The organism is Massilia sp. Root133 (assembly GCF_001426525.1).
In the GTDB taxonomy this organism is placed as follows: domain Bacteria; phylum Pseudomonadota; class Gammaproteobacteria; order Burkholderiales; family Burkholderiaceae_D; genus Telluria; species Telluria orientalis.
The window spans coordinates 1-19,489 of the sequence record NZ_LMEW01000014.1; the positions used below are offsets into that span (position 1 = coordinate 1).

General features: G+C 66.2%; 13 protein-coding genes and 2 pseudogenes. 4 read left to right on the forward strand and 11 right to left on the reverse strand.

All coding sequences use genetic code 11. From position 1 onward, the window contains the following. The 6 genes from ASD28_RS13955 to ASD28_RS13980 form a co-directional block, all read right to left on the reverse strand. On the reverse strand, nucleotides 1–1,280 hold a 1,280-nt coding region (locus ASD28_RS13955), incomplete at its 3' end, for an MCP four helix bundle domain-containing protein (RefSeq protein ID WP_056128742.1). Nucleotides 1,281–1,310: 30 nt separating this feature from the next. Continuing rightward, nucleotides 1,311–2,951 (reverse strand): methyl-accepting chemotaxis protein, encoded by a 1,641-nt coding sequence (locus ASD28_RS13960; RefSeq protein ID WP_056128743.1) that lies wholly within the window; start codon nucleotides 2,949–2,951, stop codon nucleotides 1,311–1,313. A gap of 24 nt (nucleotides 2,952–2,975) precedes the next feature. Continuing rightward, a complete protein-coding gene (locus ASD28_RS13965; RefSeq protein ID WP_056128935.1) occupies nucleotides 2,976–5,096 on the reverse strand; it encodes a chemotaxis protein CheA in 2,121 nt (706 codons plus the stop codon). Between the two features lie 2 nt (nucleotides 5,097–5,098). After that, nucleotides 5,099–5,401: a lipid asymmetry maintenance protein MlaB gene (locus ASD28_RS13970; protein WP_056128747.1), complete on the reverse strand. Its 303-nt coding sequence runs from the start codon at nucleotides 5,399–5,401 to the stop codon at nucleotides 5,099–5,101. Nucleotides 5,402–5,445: 44 nt separating this feature from the next. Continuing rightward, nucleotides 5,446–5,814 (reverse strand): response regulator, encoded by a 369-nt coding sequence (locus ASD28_RS13975; RefSeq protein WP_056128750.1) that lies wholly within the window; start codon nucleotides 5,812–5,814, stop codon nucleotides 5,446–5,448. A 14-nt stretch (nucleotides 5,815–5,828) separates the two neighbouring features. After that, nucleotides 5,829–6,935, reverse strand: a complete 1,107-nt coding sequence (locus tag ASD28_RS13980) for a methyl-accepting chemotaxis protein (protein ID WP_056128754.1) — start codon at nucleotides 6,933–6,935, stop codon at nucleotides 5,829–5,831. 351 nt (nucleotides 6,936–7,286) lie between these two features. Here ASD28_RS13980 and ASD28_RS13985 point away from each other — a divergent pair, with 351 nt between their 5' ends. Next, a complete protein-coding gene (locus tag ASD28_RS13985) occupies nucleotides 7,287–8,039 on the forward strand; it encodes a sulfite exporter TauE/SafE family protein (protein WP_056128757.1) in 753 nt (250 codons plus the stop codon). A gap of 86 nt (nucleotides 8,040–8,125) precedes the next feature. On the opposite strand, the gene ilvD is transcribed toward ASD28_RS13985, so the two are convergent. Next, a complete protein-coding gene (ilvD, locus tag ASD28_RS13990; RefSeq protein WP_056128761.1) occupies nucleotides 8,126–9,988 on the reverse strand; it encodes a dihydroxy-acid dehydratase in 1,863 nt (620 codons plus the stop codon). A gap of 286 nt (nucleotides 9,989–10,274) precedes the next feature. Here ilvD and ASD28_RS13995 point away from each other — a divergent pair, with 286 nt between their 5' ends. Together ASD28_RS13995 and ASD28_RS14000 are read left to right on the forward strand one after the other, a co-directional pair. Next, on the forward strand, nucleotides 10,275–12,608 hold the full coding sequence (locus tag ASD28_RS13995) for a pyrroloquinoline quinone-dependent dehydrogenase (protein WP_200948801.1): 2,334 nt from the start codon (nucleotides 10,275–10,277) through the stop codon (nucleotides 12,606–12,608). Nucleotides 12,609–12,710: 102 nt separating this feature from the next. Continuing rightward, nucleotides 12,711–13,610: an alpha/beta hydrolase gene (locus tag ASD28_RS14000; protein ID WP_056128763.1), complete on the forward strand. Its 900-nt coding sequence runs from the start codon at nucleotides 12,711–12,713 to the stop codon at nucleotides 13,608–13,610. Nucleotides 13,611–13,667: 57 nt separating this feature from the next. Here ASD28_RS14000 and ASD28_RS14005 read toward each other — a convergent pair whose 3' ends face one another. After that, nucleotides 13,668–14,561 carry an NAD(P)/FAD-dependent oxidoreductase gene (locus ASD28_RS14005; protein WP_056128768.1) on the reverse strand — a complete coding sequence of 298 codons (894 nt, stop codon included), beginning with the start codon at nucleotides 14,559–14,561 and terminating at the stop codon, nucleotides 13,668–13,670. Between the two features lie 172 nt (nucleotides 14,562–14,733). On the opposite strand from ASD28_RS14005, the gene ASD28_RS14010 reads away from it, so the two are divergent. Then, a complete protein-coding gene (locus tag ASD28_RS14010; RefSeq protein WP_056128771.1) occupies nucleotides 14,734–15,384 on the forward strand; it encodes a TetR/AcrR family transcriptional regulator in 651 nt (216 codons plus the stop codon). A gap of 609 nt (nucleotides 15,385–15,993) precedes the next feature. Here the strand turns inward: ASD28_RS14010 and ASD28_RS32745 are convergent. From ASD28_RS32745 to ASD28_RS33185, 3 genes and pseudogenes are all read right to left on the reverse strand, one after another. Next, a pseudogene (locus tag ASD28_RS32745) lies at nucleotides 15,994–16,418 on the reverse strand (sodium transporter); the annotation flags it as partial. A 7-nt stretch (nucleotides 16,419–16,425) separates the two neighbouring features. After that, nucleotides 16,426–17,346 (reverse strand): annotated as a pseudogene (locus ASD28_RS32750) (sodium/solute symporter); the annotation flags it as partial. A gap of 456 nt (nucleotides 17,347–17,802) precedes the next feature. Then, nucleotides 17,803–19,407, reverse strand: a complete 1,605-nt coding sequence (locus ASD28_RS33185; RefSeq protein WP_056128775.1) for a methyl-accepting chemotaxis protein — start codon at nucleotides 19,405–19,407, stop codon at nucleotides 17,803–17,805. Between the last annotated feature and the right edge of the window lie 82 nt (nucleotides 19,408–19,489).

The window sequence follows — 19,489 nt, forward strand, 5'->3', positions numbered from 1 at the left end:
GCCGCCTCGCGCGCGGCCTGCGTGGCCATGCCGTCGGTGACGCGGGCGTTCTCCGTGTTCTGCGAGATCGATGCCGTCATCTGTTCCAGCGAGGCGCTCGTCTCCTCGACGCCGGCCGCCTGCTCGGACGCCGACTGCGACAGCGCCTGCGCCGTCGCGCTGACTTCTTCCGACGCGGACGCCAGCGACTGGGCGCTGCCGTTGACGTCGCCGACGACCTGCGCCAGCCGGTCCATGGTGCCGTTCGAGTAATCCTTCAGCTTCGCGAACGCGCCCTGGTAATCCTTGTCGATGCGCTTCGTCAGGTCGCCTTCGGCCAGCGCGGACATGACGCGCACGACGTCGTCGATGCTGGCGCCGGTCGTCGTCACGAGCTGGTTCAGGCCATCGCCCATCTCCTTCTGGAAGCCCTGCATTCCGGCCGTGTCGACGCGTACGCCGAACTCGCCGCGGTTGGCCGCTTCCACGACGGCGCGCTGGCCCGCGATCACCTGGCGCAGCTTCGCCACCATCTGGCCGACGGCATGCAGCATGCTGTCGTTGTCGCCGCGGCGCAGCGTCACATCGCCGGACAGGTCGCCGTTCGCGATGCGCTTGAGCAGGTCGGCCGCGTAGGCCGGCTCGCCGCCCAGCGTACGGGTGAGGCTCAGCGTGATCCAGAAGGCCATGCCGATGCCCATCAGGACCGCGGCGGCGCCCAGCAGCGTGAGCCGGTTGCGGGTCTCGAGGTATTCGGCCGACGCGTCCTTGGCCGATTGCTCCATCGCCGCATTCTGGTGTTCGATCAGCTTTTCGATCGCCTTGATGTACGCATCCTGCAGCGGCTGGATCTGCGTCGCCAGCAGCGCTCCAGCCTCGGCGCGCTTGCCTTCGTGTACGAGGCGGACGAACTGGTCCTGCACCACCAGGTTCTTCTGGCGCTGCTGGTTCATGCCGTCCATGATCTGGCGTCCTGAGGCCGACTTGATGAGGTTCTGCAGCTTCTCGATATCCGCGCGCTGGTCGTTGCGCGACTCGTCGATCTGCGCCAGTTCGCGCCGGGTCGCTTCCGGGTCCTCCGTCAGCACGATGTTGCGCATCGCGGTGGCGATCTCGTGGATGTTGCCGATCGCGTCGTAGCTGAGCACGACCTTCGGATACTTGTCGTTGGCCATCTCGCCAACGTTGTCGCTGACGCTGGCGACGCTGTGGATGCCCATCGCGACGACGGCGGCCAGCAACACGCTGACGGTGCCGAAGCCCAATGCCAGGCGGGCGCTGACTTTCAGATTACGGAACATGGCAGTTCTCCTCGGGGCGGCTGCGCGCTATCAGAAACGGGTGAAGCTGGCTTCGTCCAGGTCCGCCTCGGCGGCGTACGCGGGGTTGTGCAGGGCGATGCCCTGGCGCTTCGGCGTCGCGCCCGGATGCGCGGGCGCGCGGCGTGCCGGCTTGCGCGCCGGCGGCGCGTCGCCGCCCGCCAGGCGGAAGAACGCCATCGCCTGCTGCAGCTGCTCGGCCTGGGAACTCATTTCCTCCGCCGTCGCGGCCAGCTCCTCGGAACTGGAGGCGTTCTGCTGCGTCGTCTGGCTCATCTGGCCGACCGCCGCGTTGATCTGGCCGACGCCGGCCGATTGCTCTTCCGATGCGGCCGTGATTTCCTGCACGAGGTCCGAGGTCTTGCGGATGTTCGGCACCATCTGGTCGAGCAGGCCGCCGGCGCGCTCGGCCAGCTCCACGCTGCTCGTCGCCACTTCGCCGATTTCCTGCGCGGCGACCTGGCTGCGTTCGGCCAGCTTGCGCACCTCGGCGGCGACGACGGCGAAGCCCTTGCCGTGTTCGCCGGCGCGGGCCGCCTCGATGGCGGCGTTCAGCGCCAGGAGGTTGGTCTGGTAGGCGATGTCGTCGATGATGCCGATCTGCTTCGCGATCCGCTTCATGGCGGCGACGGTCGCCTTCACGGCTTCGCCGCCTTCCGCCGCCTCGCGCGCGGCCTGCGTGGCCATGCCGTCGGTGACGCGGGCGTTCTCSGTGTTCTGCGAGATCGATGCCGTCATCTGTTCCAGCGAGGCGCTCGTCTCCTCGACGCCGGCCGCCTGCTCGGACGCCGACTGCGACAGCGCCTGCGCCGTCGCGCTGACTTCTTCSGACGCGGACGCCAGCGACTGGGCGCCGCCGTTGACGTCGCCGACGACCTGCGTCAGCTTCGCGATCATGTTCTTCATCGCGGTCAGCAACTGGCCGGCCTCGTCACGCGCATGGCTCTCGATGTGCACCGTGAGGTCGCCGGCCGCCAGGCGGTCGGCCGCGTCGACGGCGATGCGCAGGGGGCGGGTGACGGACAGCGTGATGAACGTGGCGACGCACAGCGCGAGCAGGACGGCGCCGGCCGTCATGGCGAGCACCAGCTGGCGGGTCTCGTCGTACGTGGCGGCGGCCTCGTTGGCCTTCTGCTGCATCTTGTCCGACTGGTGCTTGGCCAGTTCGTCGATCGCGTCGATCAGCTCGCGGTTGAGCGGCATGTAATCCTTGCTGACGTATTCCGCCGCATGCGGGCGGTCGCTGCGTACCAGCTCGAAGAACCGGGCATACGTCGGGTCCAGTGCCGCGTGCTTGTCGACGATCCGCTTGAGCATCTTCTTGCCGGTTTCGCTGGCGACGAGTTTCGTCAGCTCGGCGATGCGCGTGCTCGTGTCGGCGCGCAGTTGTTCGATCAGCTTGCGATAGCGCTCGTTCTGCGCCTCGTCCGCGGTCAGCAGCATGCCGCGCATCTGGCGCGGGAGGTCCACGGTGTCACGGATCAGGTCTTTCGCGATGACGACTTTCGGATACGCGTCCGCCGTGATGTAGGCGGTGGCATCGTTCATGACCGCCATGCGGTTCATGGCCAGCAGCGCGATCGCCAGCAGGAGCAGCAGTACCGCACCGAAGCCGAGGCCCAGGCGGATGCCGATTTTCAGGTTCTTGAGCATGTGGCTCTCCACTTCAGTTAATTGTCAGGCCGCGGCGGCCTGGCTTTCGTGTTCGACGCCGGCCAGCAGGGCGGCCATGTCGAGGATCAGTGCGACGTCGCCGTTGCCGAGGATCGAGGAACCGGACAGGAAGCGCGCGCCGGCGAACACCTTGCCGAGCGGCTTGATCACGGTCTGGAATTCGCCCAGCAGGCTGTCGACGACGAGGCCGGCCTTGCTGCCGCCGTAGCGCACGACGACGATGCTGCGGCGCCGTGCCGGCGCGCCTTTGACGCCGAAGCGTTCCCTCAGGCGCACGAAGGGCAGGGGCTGGCCGCGCAAATCGACCCAGTCGCAGCCCGGCTGTTCGACGAACTCGATGCATTCCTCGACCATGTCCATCGGGATCACGAACACCGACTTGCCGACGCCGACCTGGAACCCGTTGATGATCGCCAGCGTCAGCGGCAGGCGCACCGTGACGGTGGTGCCTTGTCCCTCGGTGCTGGCGATGTCGACGCTGCCGCGCAGCGCGACGATGTTGCGCTTGACGACGTCCATGCCCACGCCGCGGCCGGACAGGTTCGTCACCTGTTCCGCCGTCGAGAAGCCCGGTTCGAAGATCAGGTTGAAGATTTCCTTGTCCGTGAGCAGGCGGCCCGGCTCGACGAGCCCGCGCTCGACGGCTTTCGCGAGGATGCGGTCCCGTTTCAGGCCGCCGCCGTCGTCCGACACTTCGATCACGATGCTGCCCGAGTCGTGGTAGGCGTTCAGCGCGACGGTGCCTTGCGCCGGCTTGCCGCGCGCGGCGCGCACGTCGGCCGGCTCGATGCCGTGGTCCATCGCGTTGCGCACGAGGTGCGTGAGCGGGTCGCCGATCTTCTCGACGACGGTCTTGTCCAGTTCCGCGTCCTCGCCGCTGACCTCCAGGCGGATGTCCTTGCCCAGCTCGCGCGCCACGTCGTGCACGACGCGCTGGAAGCGGTTGAACGTGGCGCCGATCTTCACCATGCGCAGCTGCAGCGCGCTGTCGCGCACTTCCTCGACGAGGCTGGACAGCGTCGACGTGCATTCCAGCAGCTCGGGGATCTGCGTGCGGCGCGCGACGAGGTTGGCGCCCGCGCCCGCGATGATCAATTCGCCCACGAGGTTGATCAGTCGGTCCAGTTTGTCCGCGTCCACGCGCACCGAGCGGCTTTCCTGCTGCTGGCGCGGCGCGTCCGGCGCCTGGCGCTGTTTCGCGAGGGCCGCCTCGACGACGGGTGCGCGCACGGCGCCCTGGTCGACGAGGATCGCGCCGATCGGTTGCGCCGGCGCGCTGCTTGCGGCCTGCGCCGCCAGCGCGTGTTCCAGTTCGTGCGCGGTGACGCTGCCGCAGCGGACGAGCATCTGGCCCAGGCGCTCGCGCAGCGCCGGCGCCTCGTCCAGCCAGGCGAGGTAGCCGGCGATGCGGTTCTCGGGCGGCAGGATGCGGATCGCGCAGTCGTCGCGCACGAAGTCGAACACGCCGTCGATCGTCGCCTTGTCGGCGGTGCTGTGGAAGCCGATCTCGAAGCCGAGGTAGCACGACTCGGGATCGAATTCGTCCAGCGCCGGCAGGTCGTCGGCGATCGTCGCGATGCCGGTGATGGTGCCCAGCTGGCCCAGGTAGCGGATGAACGACAGCGGGTCCATGCCGTTGCGCAGCACGTCGGGGCCGAAGCGCAGCGAGATGTGCCAGTGGCCGGCCGCGCCGTCGCTCGCTTCGGCTTCGCTGGCGCCGGTGGGCGCCGGTGCCGCGCCGCCGTCCAGGTAGGCCTGCAGTTGCGCGACGAGCGGCGCGCCTGCCGCGGCGAGATCCGCGTCGTCCAGCGTGCCGCGCTCCACCGCGTCGACGAGGGCGCCGATGTGGTCGCGGCATGCGAGCAGCAGCGCGACGAGTTCGTCGCCGACGGGGATGGCGCCGTCGCGCACCTTGTCCAGGACGCTCTCGGCCACGTGCGTGAATTCGACGACGGGGTCGAGGCCGAACATGCCGGCCGATCCCTTGATCGTGTGCGCCGCGCGGAAGATCGCGTTGACGGCGTCGAGGCCGTCGCGCGTGACCGCGAGCAGGGCGCTTTCCATCTGCTCCAGCAGTTCGCGGCTTTCGGCGATGAAGGTGTGCGTCACCTGGTCGATGTCGATGCTCATGCAGGCTCTCCTTCCACGGTCATGCCGAGCATTGCGAACGCGTCGCACACGGCGGGGCTGGCGTCCCGCAGCACGAGCGCCTTGCCGAGCCGCTGCGCTTCGCGCCGCGCCACGAGCAGCAGCTGCATGCCGGCGCAGTCGAACTCCGTTACCTGGGACAGGTCGAGCGCGGGCGCATCGATCGTGCGTACGGCGTCCAGCAGCACGGGATGCAGCTCCGCGGCGCGGTAGATCGTCATTTCGCCTTCGACCGCCAGGCATGCGGCGGCCCCTTGGCTCGTTTCGCCAATAATCGTCATTGCATCATTGCTCCGGGATGGCCGGCCTGCGCCGGCGCGGTGGGTCAGCCGAACGTCAGCTTCTGGACGGCGGCCAGCAGGGCTTCCGGCTTGAACGGCTTGACCATCCACGCCTTCGCGCCGGCGGCCTTGCCCTGTTCCTTCTTGTCTTCCTGCGACTCGGTGGTCAGCATCAGGACCGGGGTGAACTTGTAGGCGGGACGGGTCTTCAGTTCGCGCACGAACGCGATGCCGTCCATGTTGGGCATGTTGACGTCGCTGATGATCAGGTTGACCTTCTGGCCGGTCAGCTTGGCCAGCGCGTCCTGGCCGTCGACGCCTTCGATGACGTCATAGCCGGCCTGCTTGAGTGCGATGCCGACGACCTGGCGGATCGAGATCGAATCGTCCACCACCATGATGGTTTTTGCCATGGTTAAATCCTAGTCTAGAAAAACGTGATGTCTTCGGCCAGCTGCGGCGCGGGCTTCGCGGTGCTCTTGTGGAGCGTGCGTTCCTCGGCCATCGCGTAGGTGCTTTCGAGTTCGGCGAGCAGGCTGCGGGCATCGAGGCCGCCGCCTTGCTGTTGCTCGTCCAGCCACGAAGGCAGGCGGGCGATGTTGTCGCGCACGTGCGACAGGATCTGGCTGACGCGGTCCTGGAACTGCAGCTGCACGAGCGCGTCGCCGACTTCCGCCTGGATGCCGGCGCTCTCGTGCTGCAGCAGGTCGGACGAGGCCACGAGGGCGTCGGTGACGCCGCGCAGGGACCCGAGCACGTTGCCGATCATCTGTTCGGACGCCTGCACGGCGCGCGTCTCGGCGCGCATGGAGTCCTCGGCCGCGCGGCACGTGACGTCGATCGCGGCGCTGATGCGGCCGACCTGTTCGGCGATGTGCTTGCCCGCGTCGGCCGAACGGTTCGACAGCATGCGCACCTCGCTCGCGACGACCGCGAAACCGCGTCCCGCCTCGCCCGCGCGCGCGGCCTCGATGGCCGCGTTCAGCGCCAGCAGGTTGGTCTGCCACGCGATGCTGGCGACATCCGCCGCCATCTTCTGCAAGGTGGCCGTGATTTCCTCGAGGCCTTCGATCTTCTGCAGCATCTGCCGCTTGCTGGCGGCCGCGCCGGCCAACATGTCCAGCAGCGAGCGCAATTCCTTTTCGCTGGCCGCGAACGCGTCGACGATGTTGTCGCCGTTGCGCGCGGTGCCCGACGCGTCCAGTGCCTGGCCGAGGCGGGTGACGATGCCGGAGAAGCGTTCGACGAGGGCGACGACGGCCGACTCCATCTGGTCGCGCGACGCATCGATGTGCGACGTCCAGACGTCGGCCACGTCGACGCTGAACGCGCGGCGCTCGGCGAGGTCGGCGCCGGCGGATTGCTCGGCCTGCGGCACGGGCGCGCGCAGGGCGGCGAACGCGCCGCCGGCCAGGAGGAGGGCGGCGCACAGCCAGCCATGCCACTGCCAGCCGGCCAACGGGACGATGACGCAGGTCGCGGCCGTGGCCACGATCAGCGGGGAATAGGTTTGCAGGGGGCGTAGTCGCGGCACGCGGCGCTCCGTCGATGTTCGGGTAGGTTTCGTGTTTGCGGTATCTGGAACCGCACCGGTGCTGATCATGTCAGATCGAATTGCCGTGTAGCAAGCATTTTGGCGAGAAATGTCATGGATACGCGGGGAAAACAACACTTGATTGAGCGATCGATAACGTAATTTTGCAAATGGATTTTCGATTCGCTAAGCGACTTTGACGCCTTGCCAACGCAGCGGGAATCATCCGATTTGTCATTCCGATATTTGACAGGCGGGCATGGCGGGCGTGATTGTGCCTTCGGATGGACCGAAGCGTGACGCCGGGATTGCCGGATTGCGGGCGCACCGCCCGCCGACTACTATCGTGACATGAACACAATGATTCCAACGTTCGCGGCAGGCGTGGCGGCCGGTGCGATGAATGCGCTGGCGGGCGGTGGTTCGTTCGTCAGCCTGCCGGCGCTGATCGCGGCGGGTGTGCCTCCGGTCCAGGCGAACACGTCGAGCACCGTCGCGCTGTTTCCGGGTGGATTGGCCAGCGCGTGGGCCTACCGCGACGGACTGGGGCCGGTCGGCACCGTGCCGCTGCGCGCGCTGCTCGTCGCGACCCTGTGCGGCGGGCTCGTCGGCGCCGTGCTGTTGCTGCGGACGTCATCCGCCGCGTTCACGGCCGTGCTGCCCTGGCTGCTGCTGGTGGCGTCCATCGCGCTCGCGTTCGGGCGGCGCATCGGTGAAGCCCTGCGCGCGCGCTGGCGCATCCATGCACGCGCGGTGCTGGCCGTGCAGTTCGCGCTGGGCGTCTACGGCGGTTATTTCGGCGGGGCGGTGGGGATCATGATGATCGCGATGTGGGGGCTGCTCGACAACCGCGACCTGAAACTGTTGAATGCGCCGCGCACCTTGCTGGTGAGCGCGGCGAACACGGTGGCGGTACTCGCGTTCATCGCGGCCGGCGCGGTGCGCTGGCCGGAGACGCTGGCGCTGCTGGCCGGCGCGACGCTCGGGGGTTACGGCGGCGCGCACATCGGACGGCGGGCGCCGCCGGGCGTGATCCGCGCCGTCACGCTGTGCGCGACGACCGCGATCACGGTTGCCTTCTTCGTCAAAACCTACTTTGTGTGAGGACACCATGCTGCAGGCATTGCTCGCAACCATAGGCGTGCTGGCCATCGCGGCCAGCATCGCCGCCAAGTTCGTCAGGCTGCCGCTCAGCGCTTCAGTTGCGACAGGTCGCGCACCGCGCCGCGGTCGGCCGACGTGGTCAGCGCCGCGTAGGCCCGCAGTGCCTGCGAGACTGCGCGCTCGCGGTTGACCGGCTGCCACGCGGCGTCGCCGCGCGCTTCCATCGTCGCGCGGCGGTGCGCCATCTCTTCAGCCGTCACGCGCAGGTTGATGGTGCGGTTCGGGATGTCGATGTCGATCGTGTCGCCTTCCTCGACGAGGCCGATCGCGCCGCCTTCCGCCGCCTCCGGCGACGCGTGGCCGATCACGAGGCCCGACGAGCCGCCGGAGAAGCGGCCGTCGGTGAACAGCGCGCACGCCTTGCCGAGACCCTTCGACTTGATGTACGACGTCGGGTACAGCATTTCCTGCATGCCCGGGCCGCCTTTCGGGCCTTCGTAGCGGATGATCACGACGTCGCCCGCGTGCACGGTGTCGCCGAGGATGCCTTCGACGGCCGCGTCCTGGCTTTCGAACACGCGCGCCTTGCCGGAGAACTTCAGGATGCTTTCGTCGACGCCGGCCGTCTTCACGATGCAGCCCTTTTCCGCGATGTTCCCGTACAGGACCGCGAGGCCGCCGTCCTGCGAGTATGCGTGGGCGCGGTCGCGGATGCAGCCTTCGGCGCGATCGAGGTCGGCGCTGTCGAAGCGCTCGGCCTGCGAGAACGCGACCTGCGTCGGCACGCCGCCCGGCGCCGCGCGGAACAGTTGATGCACGGCCTGGTCGTCGCTGCGCTTGATGTCGTACTTCTCGATCGCGTCGCCCAAGGTCGGCGAGTGCACGGTCGGCAGCGACGTGTCGAGCAGGCCCGCGCGCGCCAGTTCGCCGAGGATGGCGACAATGCCGCCGGCACGGTGCACGTCTTCGATGTGGTACTTGTTCGTCATCGGCGCGACCTTGCACAGGCAAGGTACGTTGCGCGAGATGCGGTCGATGTCGGCCATCGTGAATTCCACGCCCGCCTCGTGCGCGGCGGCCAGCAGGTGCAGCACGGTGTTGGTCGAACCGCCCATCGAGACGTCCAGCGCCATCGCGTTCTCGAACGCGGTCTTGGTCGCGATGCTGCGCGGGAGGATCGTGTAGTCGTCGCCTTCGTAGTGGCGCTTGGCCAGGTCGACGATCAGGCGGCCGGCGCGCAGGAACAGTTCCTTGCGGTCCGCGTGCGTGGCGACGATGGTGCCGTTACCCGGCAGCGACAGGCCCAGCGCCTCGGTCAGGCAGTTCATCGAGTTCGCCGTGAACATGCCCGAGCAGGAACCGCAGGTGGGGCAGGCCGAGCGTTCGATTTCCGCGACGTCGGCGTCGGAGATCTTCGAGTCGCCGGCCTGGATCATCGCGTCGACGAGGTCCAGCTTGATGATCTTCTTGTCGTTGTTGACGACCTTGATCACCTTGCCCGCTTCCATCGGGCCGCCCGACACGAACACGGTCGGGATGTTGATGCGCATGGCGGCCATCAGCATGCCTGGGGTGATCTTGTCGCAGTTCGAGATGCAGACCATCGCGTCGGCGCAGTGGGCGTTGACCATGTACTCGACGGAGTCGGCGATCAGGTCGCGCGACGGCAGCGAGTACAGCATGCCGCCGTGGCCCATCGCGATGCCGTCGTCGACGGCGATCGTGTTGAATTCCTTGGCGACGCCGCCCGCCGCTTCGATCTCGCGCGCCACCAGCTGGCCCAGGTCCTTCAGGTGCACGTGGCCCGGCACGAACTGGGTGAACGAGTTGACGACGGCGATGATCGGCTTGTCGAAGTCGCCGTCCTTCATGCCGGTCGCGCGCCACAGGGCGCGGGCGCCCGCCATGTTGCGGCCCTGGGTCGTGGTGTGGGAACGGTAAGTCGGCATGGTGTCTCCTCGGGAAATCGTAAAACCCCAAGAGTGCCGTGGGTATGGCAAGTTGTCCAATATATGATTCGGTGGGCTGTGATTCGCATTTCATATCACATGCGGAGCAGGGTTTCGAATCGAACGGCCCGCCGTGAATGCGAGTCCTATAATTTCTTCAACTGAATTCACAAACAGCAATTTACGTCTTGTCTGGATGGACCACGGTGTGGCCTGGGTGATGTGGTCGCGTCTTCCCGGCTGCGGAGAATGCACCGAGCCGATTCTAGTGGAGGAGCGTACGGGCATGGCACGGCGATTTCGTGGTGTAGCGAGGGCGACGCTGACGATCGCGGCGCTGGCCGGGCTCGGCGTCGCACTGTTCAATTATTTCGCGCCGATGACCGGCGTGACCGGAACGATCGGCGCCCTCGCTGTCGTCGTGTCCACCCTGTTGCTGGCGTTGCTCGGCTTTGTCCTGGTGCGCAGGCGTACCGGCCGCTCCCGGCTCGTGCCGGTCCTCGCCCTTCTGATGGCGCTCGGCACCCTGGCGGCGGCCTGGCTGCTGCATGAGTTCTTGCTGGTTGCCGCCATGGTCATCGCACTGCTGGCGCTGGCGGTCGATTTGATGAGTGGTCCGGACAGGCACCCGGTGACGACCATTGCCTCGCTTCTGCTCGTGCCTGCTCTCTGCATCAGCCTTGGCCTCGCAGCCATCGGCCGGCTGCCGGCTGCGACGGCGCAGGGGGCGGCGGCAGCCGATCATGTTCACGATTCGTCGGGGCAACAACCATCGGCACCGCCAAAGCCCATCTGGAACAGCTTCCACGGGCAATTGAGCGCGCAGAAATACTCACCGCTGTCGCAGATCGATACCTCGAACGTGGGCAAGCTGAAGCTGGCATGGCAGTACCATACCGGGGATGTCTCCGACGGCGGCGGCGGCAAGCCGCCGACCGTCTGGTCGGCCACGCCCATCTACGCCAACGAGACCCTGTACATCGGCACGCCGTTCTACCGGATCATCGCCCTCGATCCAGCGACCGGAACAGAGCGTTGGCGGTTCGACACCCACTCGACCCTGAAGGCGCTCACCCAGCCCGCGTTGAAGACCCGCGGCGTCGCCTACTGGGAAGCCCGGCATCCGGTCGCGGGCCAGGCCTGCCAGAAGACCGTCTACATCGGCACCATGGATGCGAGGCTGTTCGCCGTCGATGCGGACACGGGAAAGCCGTGCCCCGGCTTTGCCGACCACGGCGTACTCAACGTCAACAAATGGAACAACATCAACGATGCCTGGCCGCTGTCGGTGCTCCAGCCGCCCACCGTGGCGGGCGACCACCTCATCATCGGCTGGGCCGGCAAGGACTGGGCGCTGGCCGAGGCGCCGCCGGGCAGGGTCTTCTCGATCAATGCGCGCACCGGCAAACTGGAGTGGGTCCTGAACGTTCTTCCCGACGATATCGTCAGGCAGAGCGGCACTGCCAACGTGTGGACCGCGATGTCGGTCGACGAGGAGCTCGGGCTCGTGTACTTGCCGGTGTCGTCGCCTTCGCCCAACTACTGGGGCGGCAACCGCGCCGAACCCGTCCCGCTTGCGACCTCCACCACCGCTGTCGACATCGACACCGGCAAGGTGGTGTGGTCGCGCCAGTGGGTGCACCATGACCTCTGGGACTACGACATCAATTCGGCACCGACGCTGATGGACATCACGGTCGATGGCAAGACGATCCCGGCGCTGATGCAGGCGACCAAGATGGGCTACCTGTTCGTCGTGAACCGCAGGACCGGCGAGGATGTCTGGCCGATCGAGGAGCGCCCAGTCCCTACCGGCAATGTCTCCGGTGAGGTTTACGCGAGGACCCAGCCGGTTCCTACCCGACCTGCGCCGCTGCTGGACCAGTCCCGCAAGCCGAAGGTGTGGTGGATTGCCGACATGGTTGGCTTCGGCCAGTGCTCGCGCCTGTTCGATGCAATGCATTACGATGGCATGTACACGCCGCCGACCGCCGGGGATGCAGGCACGCTGGGCTATCCATTCAGCGCCGGCGCCGTCCAGTGGGGAGGTGTCGCTTTTGACCCGCGCAGCGAGACGGCGATCGTCAACACGTCGCATCTCGTGCAGCAACTCAAGCTGTTGCCACGCAACGTGTACGACAGCGTGGCCAAGGGCTCCGGCGCGGAGCAGGGCTTCTATCCGCAGAAGGGGGCGCCGTTCGGCATCATGCTGGAAAACGCGCTCAACTGGCTCGGCATGCCATGCTGGGAACCGCCCTTCGGCGAACTGGTCTCGATCAACATGAAGACCGGCGCGATCAACTGGCGTCGCCCCGTCGGTGCATCCCAGCAGTACGGCTTCTACATGCCCGAGAGCCTGGGCTCGCCGACCATTGGCGGGCCGGCCGTGACCGCAGGCGGCCTGATCTTCATCGGCGCCTCGATGGATGCGAAAGTGCGGGCCTATTCGCTGGCGACGGGCAAGGAATTATGGTCCGACCTGGTCCAGGCCCCGGTGGTCGCGAATCCGGCGGTGTACGAATACAAGGGCCGTCAGTACGTCGCCTTCGTGGCCGGCGGCAATCCGATCATCAAGGACCAGGTGGGCGACCAGCTGGCGGTGTACGCGCTGCCACGGTGACCTGTATCGACCGGGCCGCGCGGAGAAGGATGGGTAAAGATGGTCGAGCTCGATGGCGTGCGCAAGCAGGCCGGGTGTCGGCATGAAAATGTAATATAAGGCATGCTGATCCGAACCATCGTGAACGCGGGGTTGCGCCGCACCCTGAAGCCCCTCTGGAACGACATTCCGTCCGTCGCGCGCATGCGCGCGGCGTATCACCGGATCGACCGCCTGGGAACGCTCGGCAGGCGGCCCGTGCGCGTCGATGTCGCCGACGTGGGCGGCGTGGCCGTCGAATGGATCGGGCGGCCCGCTGCGGCGGGCGAGGGTGTCATCCTGTATCTTCACGGCGGCGGTTTCGCGGTGCGTGCGGCGGCGGCCGATCGCCGTTACTGTGCCGGCCTGGCGCGCCGTACCGGATGCCCCGTCGTGCAGGTGCCGTACCGGCTCGCGCCCGAGTTCCCGTTCCCGGCGGGCCTGGACGACTGCTGCGCCGTCTACGCCGGCCTGCTTGCCGCCGGCATCCCGGCGCACAAGATCGTCGTGATCGGGCATTCCGCCGGCGCGAACCTGGCGCTCGTGTTGCTGATGCGGGCGCGGGACAACGGCTGGCCCCAGCCGGCGGGCTGCATCCTGCTGTCGGCGCCGGTCGACCTGACGGCCGGCAGCCCGTCCGCGACCGCCAACGCGGCGCGGGACAGCATGCAGTCACCGAACATCTGGCCATGGGTGCGGATGACGTACCTTGGCGGCGTCGCGCCGGACCACCCGGATGTGTCGCCGCTGTTCGGCGACTGGGCGGGACTCGCGCCGCTCCATTTCCACGTGTCGGACACCGAGATCATCCTCGACGACAGCAGGCGCGCGGCCGAACGCGCGCGCCGGGCCGGCAACCGCGTGACGCTCACCGTCTGGCACGATGTGCCGCACAGCTTTTATTACATGAACGCGCTGCGCGAGGCGTGGCGGTGCCGGGCGGAGGTCGTCGCGTTCATCGGCGCGGCCTTGCGGCGGGGATAAAAAATGTCCGCTGTTCAGCGGAGATCCTGACTTGGGCAGGGAGGGAAATCGGTGTACTCAAACCAGCATCGACTGCTGGGCAAAGATGCCGGCCATCGCGCCTTGCCACGTGGCCGTGGTCACCGAGGGCATTTGGGGATTGGCGAGGTCGCCTGCGGCATAGATACCCCGCATGCTGGTTTCGCGGCGCTCGTCGACTTTGAGGGCGATGCCCTGGGGCGTATCGACTGTGGCAAGGCCCAGCGGTTCGTGCAGGCGTGCGGATGGCTTGTTGCGCGGATGCGCGAACAGGATGTCGACCGCGACTTGGGGGCCGGCATCGACTTTGACGGTGGTGTTATGGCTTTCGTGGTTGTCGATCTCGGTGATGCGGCCACCGACGACCGGGATGCCGCGGCGTGCCAGATCTGCCCGGATCTCCGGTGGAATGTCATGACCGTTGGCGAAGACCGTCAGGGTGTCGGTCCAGTCGTGGTACAGCCTGACATAGTTATGCGACGGGGGGCCGGACCAGACGAGGCCCCAATGCCGGCCGGCGACTTCAAAGCCGTCGCAATAGGGGCAAGGCACGATGGAGGTACCCCAGCCTTCGGCGAAGCCCGGAATACCAGGCATTTGATCAGCGACGCCGTAGCTCAGGATCAGACGGCGCGCTTTGAGGCTTTCTCCATTGCCGGTGAGGACGGAGAAATCGTCTATGGCGCCAGAGACGCTCTCGGCCCGGGCATTGACCAGTTTGATCATGGGATAGCGCGCCAGCTGCTGCCGCGCCTCAACCAGGATATCCAGCGGTGGCTTATGGTCGTGGCCGAGCAGCCCATGCGAATGGTCGGCGAAACGATTGCGCGGCAGGCCGGTATCAAGAACTGTGACCGTGCGGCGGGCACGACCGAGCTGCAGCGCGGCGGCGAGGCCGGCAAAGCTGCCGCCGATGATGATGACGTCATTCATGGTGGTGGGTTCCGTGTTGTCGATGGTTGAGGTTGACTTTGCGGTGGAACGTGCTTGGGCGAGACCGGTGGTGGAAAGCGCGATCAATTTCAATCACAGTGGATTGCGCATTTCGGATACTATGCAGTATCCTAGATCGTGAATTAAGATACTGTCAAGTACCGAAAACAACGTGAGCGAAAAAAAACAGGGGCGCCGCGGCCGCCCCACCAACGAAGCACTTGGCCAAACGATAGTCAGCGCCGCAAACGAACTCTTTGTAGAGCTGGGGTTTCAAGCGACGACAATGGACAAGGTCGCCCAGCGGGCGAAGATATCCAAGCTAAGCATCTATCGGCATTTCGAGAACAAGGAGGCGCTGTTCAGCGCGGCCATCACGGCCGGCTGCCACCAGTTGTTTGCGCCACAGACCGTTCTTGAAGGCGTCGACGGTTCGGTCGAAGATCGACTGATGGCGGTGGGATCATCGCTGCTTCGCGTGCTGTTGAGATCAGACGTCCGCAGTGTCGAAGCCATGGTCATGGCCGACAAGACGAATCAAAACTCGTTAAGCAAGCTCCATTACGAAGCCGGCCCCGCCCATGTCATCGCCCAAATCGAGGCCCTGTTGCGTCAGTTGCACGCGAACGCGCTTCTGAACGTGCCCGATCCTCTCGGGTCTGCCCGCCTGTTTGCCGCGCTTTTCAAAGGATCGGATCTCGTGATGATCGCACGCTTCGATCAGGCGAGAGCAGCGGACGACAACGAAATCGAATCCTACTGCCGTTCCGCCGTCACGATGTTCATCGCCGCGCACGGCAGCAACGGCCGCGCAGGCGGATGACCGAAGCTGCAGCGTAGTCCGGCGAAGCCCAGTCCTGGAGTCATCCGGAAATAAAAAAAGGACAGCCTGGGGGGCTGTCCTTTGCCAGCCCGCAGGCTGCCTTCTATTGCTCCGAGAGTTCTACCACCACATGCCGTAGATCGTGGCCAGCACGACGCAGATGACCGCCGAGCCCAGGGCAAACGCGCCGTCGACCTTGAACAGCTTGGTGTCGACGATCAGNCCACCACATGCCGTAGATCGTGGCCAGCACGACGCAGATGACCGCCGAGCCCAGGGCAAACGCGCCGTCGACCTTGAACAGCTTGGTGTCGACGATCAGTCCCTTCACCTTGCCGCGGGCGAACACGGTGCTGAGCAGGACCATGCCCGCGACCACCAGCCAGAACACGATGAACATGCGGTCCAGGAACGGGATCTCATACACGCCCGAGCCGTTGTCGTGGGCGAAGCCGATCGGGGCGAGGAAGGACAGGTCCATCATCCCCGGCAGGAACTTCAGGATGATAGAGAACACGAGACCGCCCACGGTCGCGAACATCGCGGCGCTGGACGTGGTCTTTTTCCAGAAGAAGCCCAGCAGGAACATGGCCAGGATGCCCGGCGAGNGAGAACACGAGACCGCCCACGGTCGCGAACATCGCGGCGCTGGACGTGGTCTTTTTCCAGAAGAAGCCCAGCAGGAACATGGCCAGGATGCCCGGCGAGACGAAGCCCGTGTATTCCTGGATGTACTGGAAGCCGCCTTTCTTGTCGATGCCCATCAGCGGGGCGATCAGCACGGCCAGCAGCATCGACACGACGACGGTCATGCGGCCGATCCACACCATCTTCTGCTCGCTGACGTTCGGGTGGAGGCGCTTCTGATAGATGTCGAGCGTGAAGATCGTGGCGATCGAGTTGGCCTTGCCCGCCAGCGACGCGACGACGGCGGCGGTCAGTGCCGCGAACGCGATGCCTTTCAGGCCCGACGGCAGCAGTGCCAGCAGGGTGGGGTAGGCGCGGTCCGGATTCAGTTCGCCGCCGACGCGCATCGCGTCNTGCCGCGAACGCGATGCCTTTCAGGCCCGACGGCAGCAGTGCCAGCAGGGTGGGGTAGGCGCGGTCCGGATTCAGTTCGCCGCCGACGCGCATCGCGTCGCCCAGCGCGCCGGAACGGTCCAGCGCGAACGCGGCGATACCCGGCATGACGACGATGACCGGCATCAGCAGTTTCAGGAACGCGGCGAACAGCAGGCCTTTGCGGGCGGTGGGCAGGTCGGCGCCCAGCGCGCGCTGCGTGATGTACTGGTTGCAGCCCCAATAGTTCAGGTTCACGATCCACATGCCGCCGATCAGCGTGGACAGGCCCGGCAGGTCCATGTAGTTCGGGTTGTCGCGGCCCAGCACCATYTCGAAGTGGTCGCGGGTCGAGTTGTACAGCGTGGAGAAGCCTTGCAGCGCGCCGTGGCCGTTGCCGAGTTTCGCGACGAGGTCCAGCGCCAGCCACGTGGTCACGAGGCCGCCGATCACGAGGCAGGTCACCTGGATGACGTCCGTGTAGCCGATGACCTTCATGCCGCCCAGGGTGATGATGGCGGCGAAGACGGCGAGGAACAGCATGCAGGGCAGCACGCCGATGCCGGTGACGCTGCCGATGGCCAGCGCGCCCAGGTACAGGATCGAGGTCAGGTTGACGACGACGTACAGGCCGAGCCAGAACAGCGCCATCGTCGTGGCGACGGCCTTGCCGTAGCGCTGTTCGAGGAACTGGGGCATCGTGTAGATGYGGTTCTTCAGGTAGACCGGCATGAAGAACACCGCGACGATGACGAGCGTGGCGGCGGCCATCAGTTCGTACACGGCGATGGCCATGCCGATGCGRAAGCCCGAACCGCTCATGCCGATGAACTGCTCGGCGGAGATGTTGGACGCGATCAGCGAGGCGCCGATGGCCCACCACGTGAGCGAGCCTTCGGCCAGGAAGTAGTCGTGCGAGGCGGAGGTGTTGGCGCTCTTNGGAGATGTTGGACGCGATCAGCGAGGCGCCGATGGCCCACCACGTGAGCGAGCCTTCGGCCAGGAAGTAGTCGTGCGAGGCGGAGGTGTTGGCGCTCTTCTTGCGGCGGTAGACCCACAGGCCGTAGCCGGCGACGACGACGAAGTAGAACAGGAAGACAATGGTGTCCAGGCGGGAGATCAGGTTCATGAGCGTTGTCTCGAATGACGGACAGTGCTCGAACGAAGCGCCATCCGCTGGTTGTTATATCGTCCGCCGGAGTCGGCGACGCCGACTCCGAGCTTCCAATCTACAAGAGATTATCGGAAACGCCCAGGAATTGCTATTCCAAAATATGCTTTTCGCACACTTTTATAACATAGTTTGTTTGCGCAAACATCGCGTCCCGCGGCGTCGAGTGGCGCCGCGGGTGGACAAGATCAGGCGACGACGAGCGCCCGGCCGCCGGACGAACGGCGCGCGGCCTCTTCCAGCTTGAACACGCTGACGAGATGGTCGAGCGCCTCGGCCTGTTCGTGCAGGCTCTGGGCCGCCGTCGCCGCTTCTTCGACGAGGCCGGCGTTCTGCTGGGTGACGGTGTCCATCTGCGAGACGGCCTTGTTCACCTGCTCGATGCCGGTACGCTGTTCGCGGCCGGCGTGGCTGATCTCGACCATCAGCTCGTGCATCTGCTGCACGGTCCGCAGCACTTCGCGCATCGTGGCGCCGGCTTCGGAGACGAGACCCGCTCCCGCTTCGACCTGCTGGACGGAGGCGCCGATCAGCTCCTTGATTTCCTTGGCGGCGGCGGCCGAACGCTGGGCCAGCGTGCGCACTTCGCCCGCCACGACGGCGAAGCCGCGGCCCTGTTCGCCGGCGCGCGCCGCTTCCACGGCCGCGTTCAGCGCGAGGATATTGGTCTGGAAGGCGATGCCGTCGATGACCGCGATGATGTCGACGATCTTCTGCGATGACGCGTGGATCGATCCCATCGTGTCGACGACGCGCGCGACGGCCGTGCTGCCCTGCTGGGCGACGCCGGCCGCCGTGTCGGCGAGGGCGTTGGCCTGGTTCGCGTGTTCCGCGTTGTTGCGCACGGTCGCGGTCAGCTCTTCCATCGAGGCGGCCGTCTGCTGCAGGGCGCTGGCCTGCTGCTCGGTGCGCGAGGACAGGTCCAGGTTGCCGGCCGCGATCTGCGTGGAGGCGCTGGAGATCGTGCCGGTGGCGGCGCGCACGTTGCCGACGATGTGGGCCAGGTTGCCCTGCATCGCCTTCATCGCGGCGAGCAGGCTGGATTGGTCGCCAGGGCGGGTCTGCACGTCCATCGACAGGTCGCCGGCCGCGATGTGCTTGACGATGTCGGTCGCGTAGTCCGGCTCGCCGCCCAGGCGGCGCATCAGCCAGCGCGTGAGCAGCGTGGCGCCGGCGGCGCCCAGCAGCACGCAGCCGCAGACGAGCGACATGATCAGCACGCGCGATGCCGCATAGCGGCGCGAACCATCGAGCGCGGCGGCGCGGCCGCCTGCCGTGTAGTTGTCGACGGCCTTGTCGACGTTGGCGCGGATGGCGACGATCAGCTTGTTCGATTCGCCGCGGATCAGCGACTTGGCCAGGTCGTCGTCGTTCTGGCGCGCGGCAGCGCGGACCTTGGCGTCTTCCGCCATGTAGCGCTGCCACAGGTCGAGGAATTCCGTGTAGCTCTGCTGTTCATCCGGCGATTCGAGCAGCTTGACGTAGTCGTCCTGCATGCCCTTCAGGTCTTGCAGGTCTTGCGCGATCACCTTGTCGTACTTGTCCATCTCGGCCGGGTCGCTGGAGATGATGTATTGCAGCTCGCGCGTGCGGATGCGCGCGACTTGCGACTTGATGTCTTCGATGACGCGGATGCCCGGCATCCAGTGCCCGGACAGGCGCAGCGAGGTGTCGTTGACCTTCGCCAGTTGATGGATCGAGATCGCGCCGACCAGCACGGTGAGGGCGAGGACGGTGGCGAATGTAATGCCCAGCTTGCTCGCCAGGCGTAAGCGGTTGAACCAGTTCATCATCTGATACTCAAAAATGTTTCTGTAAGCCAACTATGATAACCGACATTCAATGTTGATGTCATGCAATCTGGTTATACGTATA

Coding starts and splice junctions, on each gene's coding strand:
- ASD28_RS13995 (WP_200948801.1), top strand. CDS start 10,275: ATGGCACGGCGATTTCGTGGTGTAGCGAGGGCGACGCTGACGATCGCG.
- ASD28_RS13985 (WP_056128757.1), top strand. CDS start 7,287: ATGAACACAATGATTCCAACGTTCGCGGCAGGCGTGGCGGCCGGTGCG.
- ASD28_RS14005 (WP_056128768.1), bottom strand. CDS start 14,561: ATGAATGACGTCATCATCATCGGCGGCAGCTTTGCCGGCCTCGCCGCC.
- ilvD (WP_056128761.1), bottom strand. CDS start 9,988: ATGCCGACTTACCGTTCCCACACCACGACCCAGGGCCGCAACATGGCG.
- ASD28_RS13975 (WP_056128750.1), bottom strand. CDS start 5,814: ATGGCAAAAACCATCATGGTGGTGGACGATTCGATCTCGATCCGCCAG.
- ASD28_RS33185 (WP_056128775.1), bottom strand. CDS start 19,407: ATGATGAACTGGTTCAACCGCTTACGCCTGGCGAGCAAGCTGGGCATT.
- ASD28_RS13970 (WP_056128747.1), bottom strand. CDS start 5,401: ATGACGATTATTGGCGAAACGAGCCAAGGGGCCGCCGCATGCCTGGCG.
- ASD28_RS14000 (WP_056128763.1), top strand. CDS start 12,711: ATGCTGATCCGAACCATCGTGAACGCGGGGTTGCGCCGCACCCTGAAG.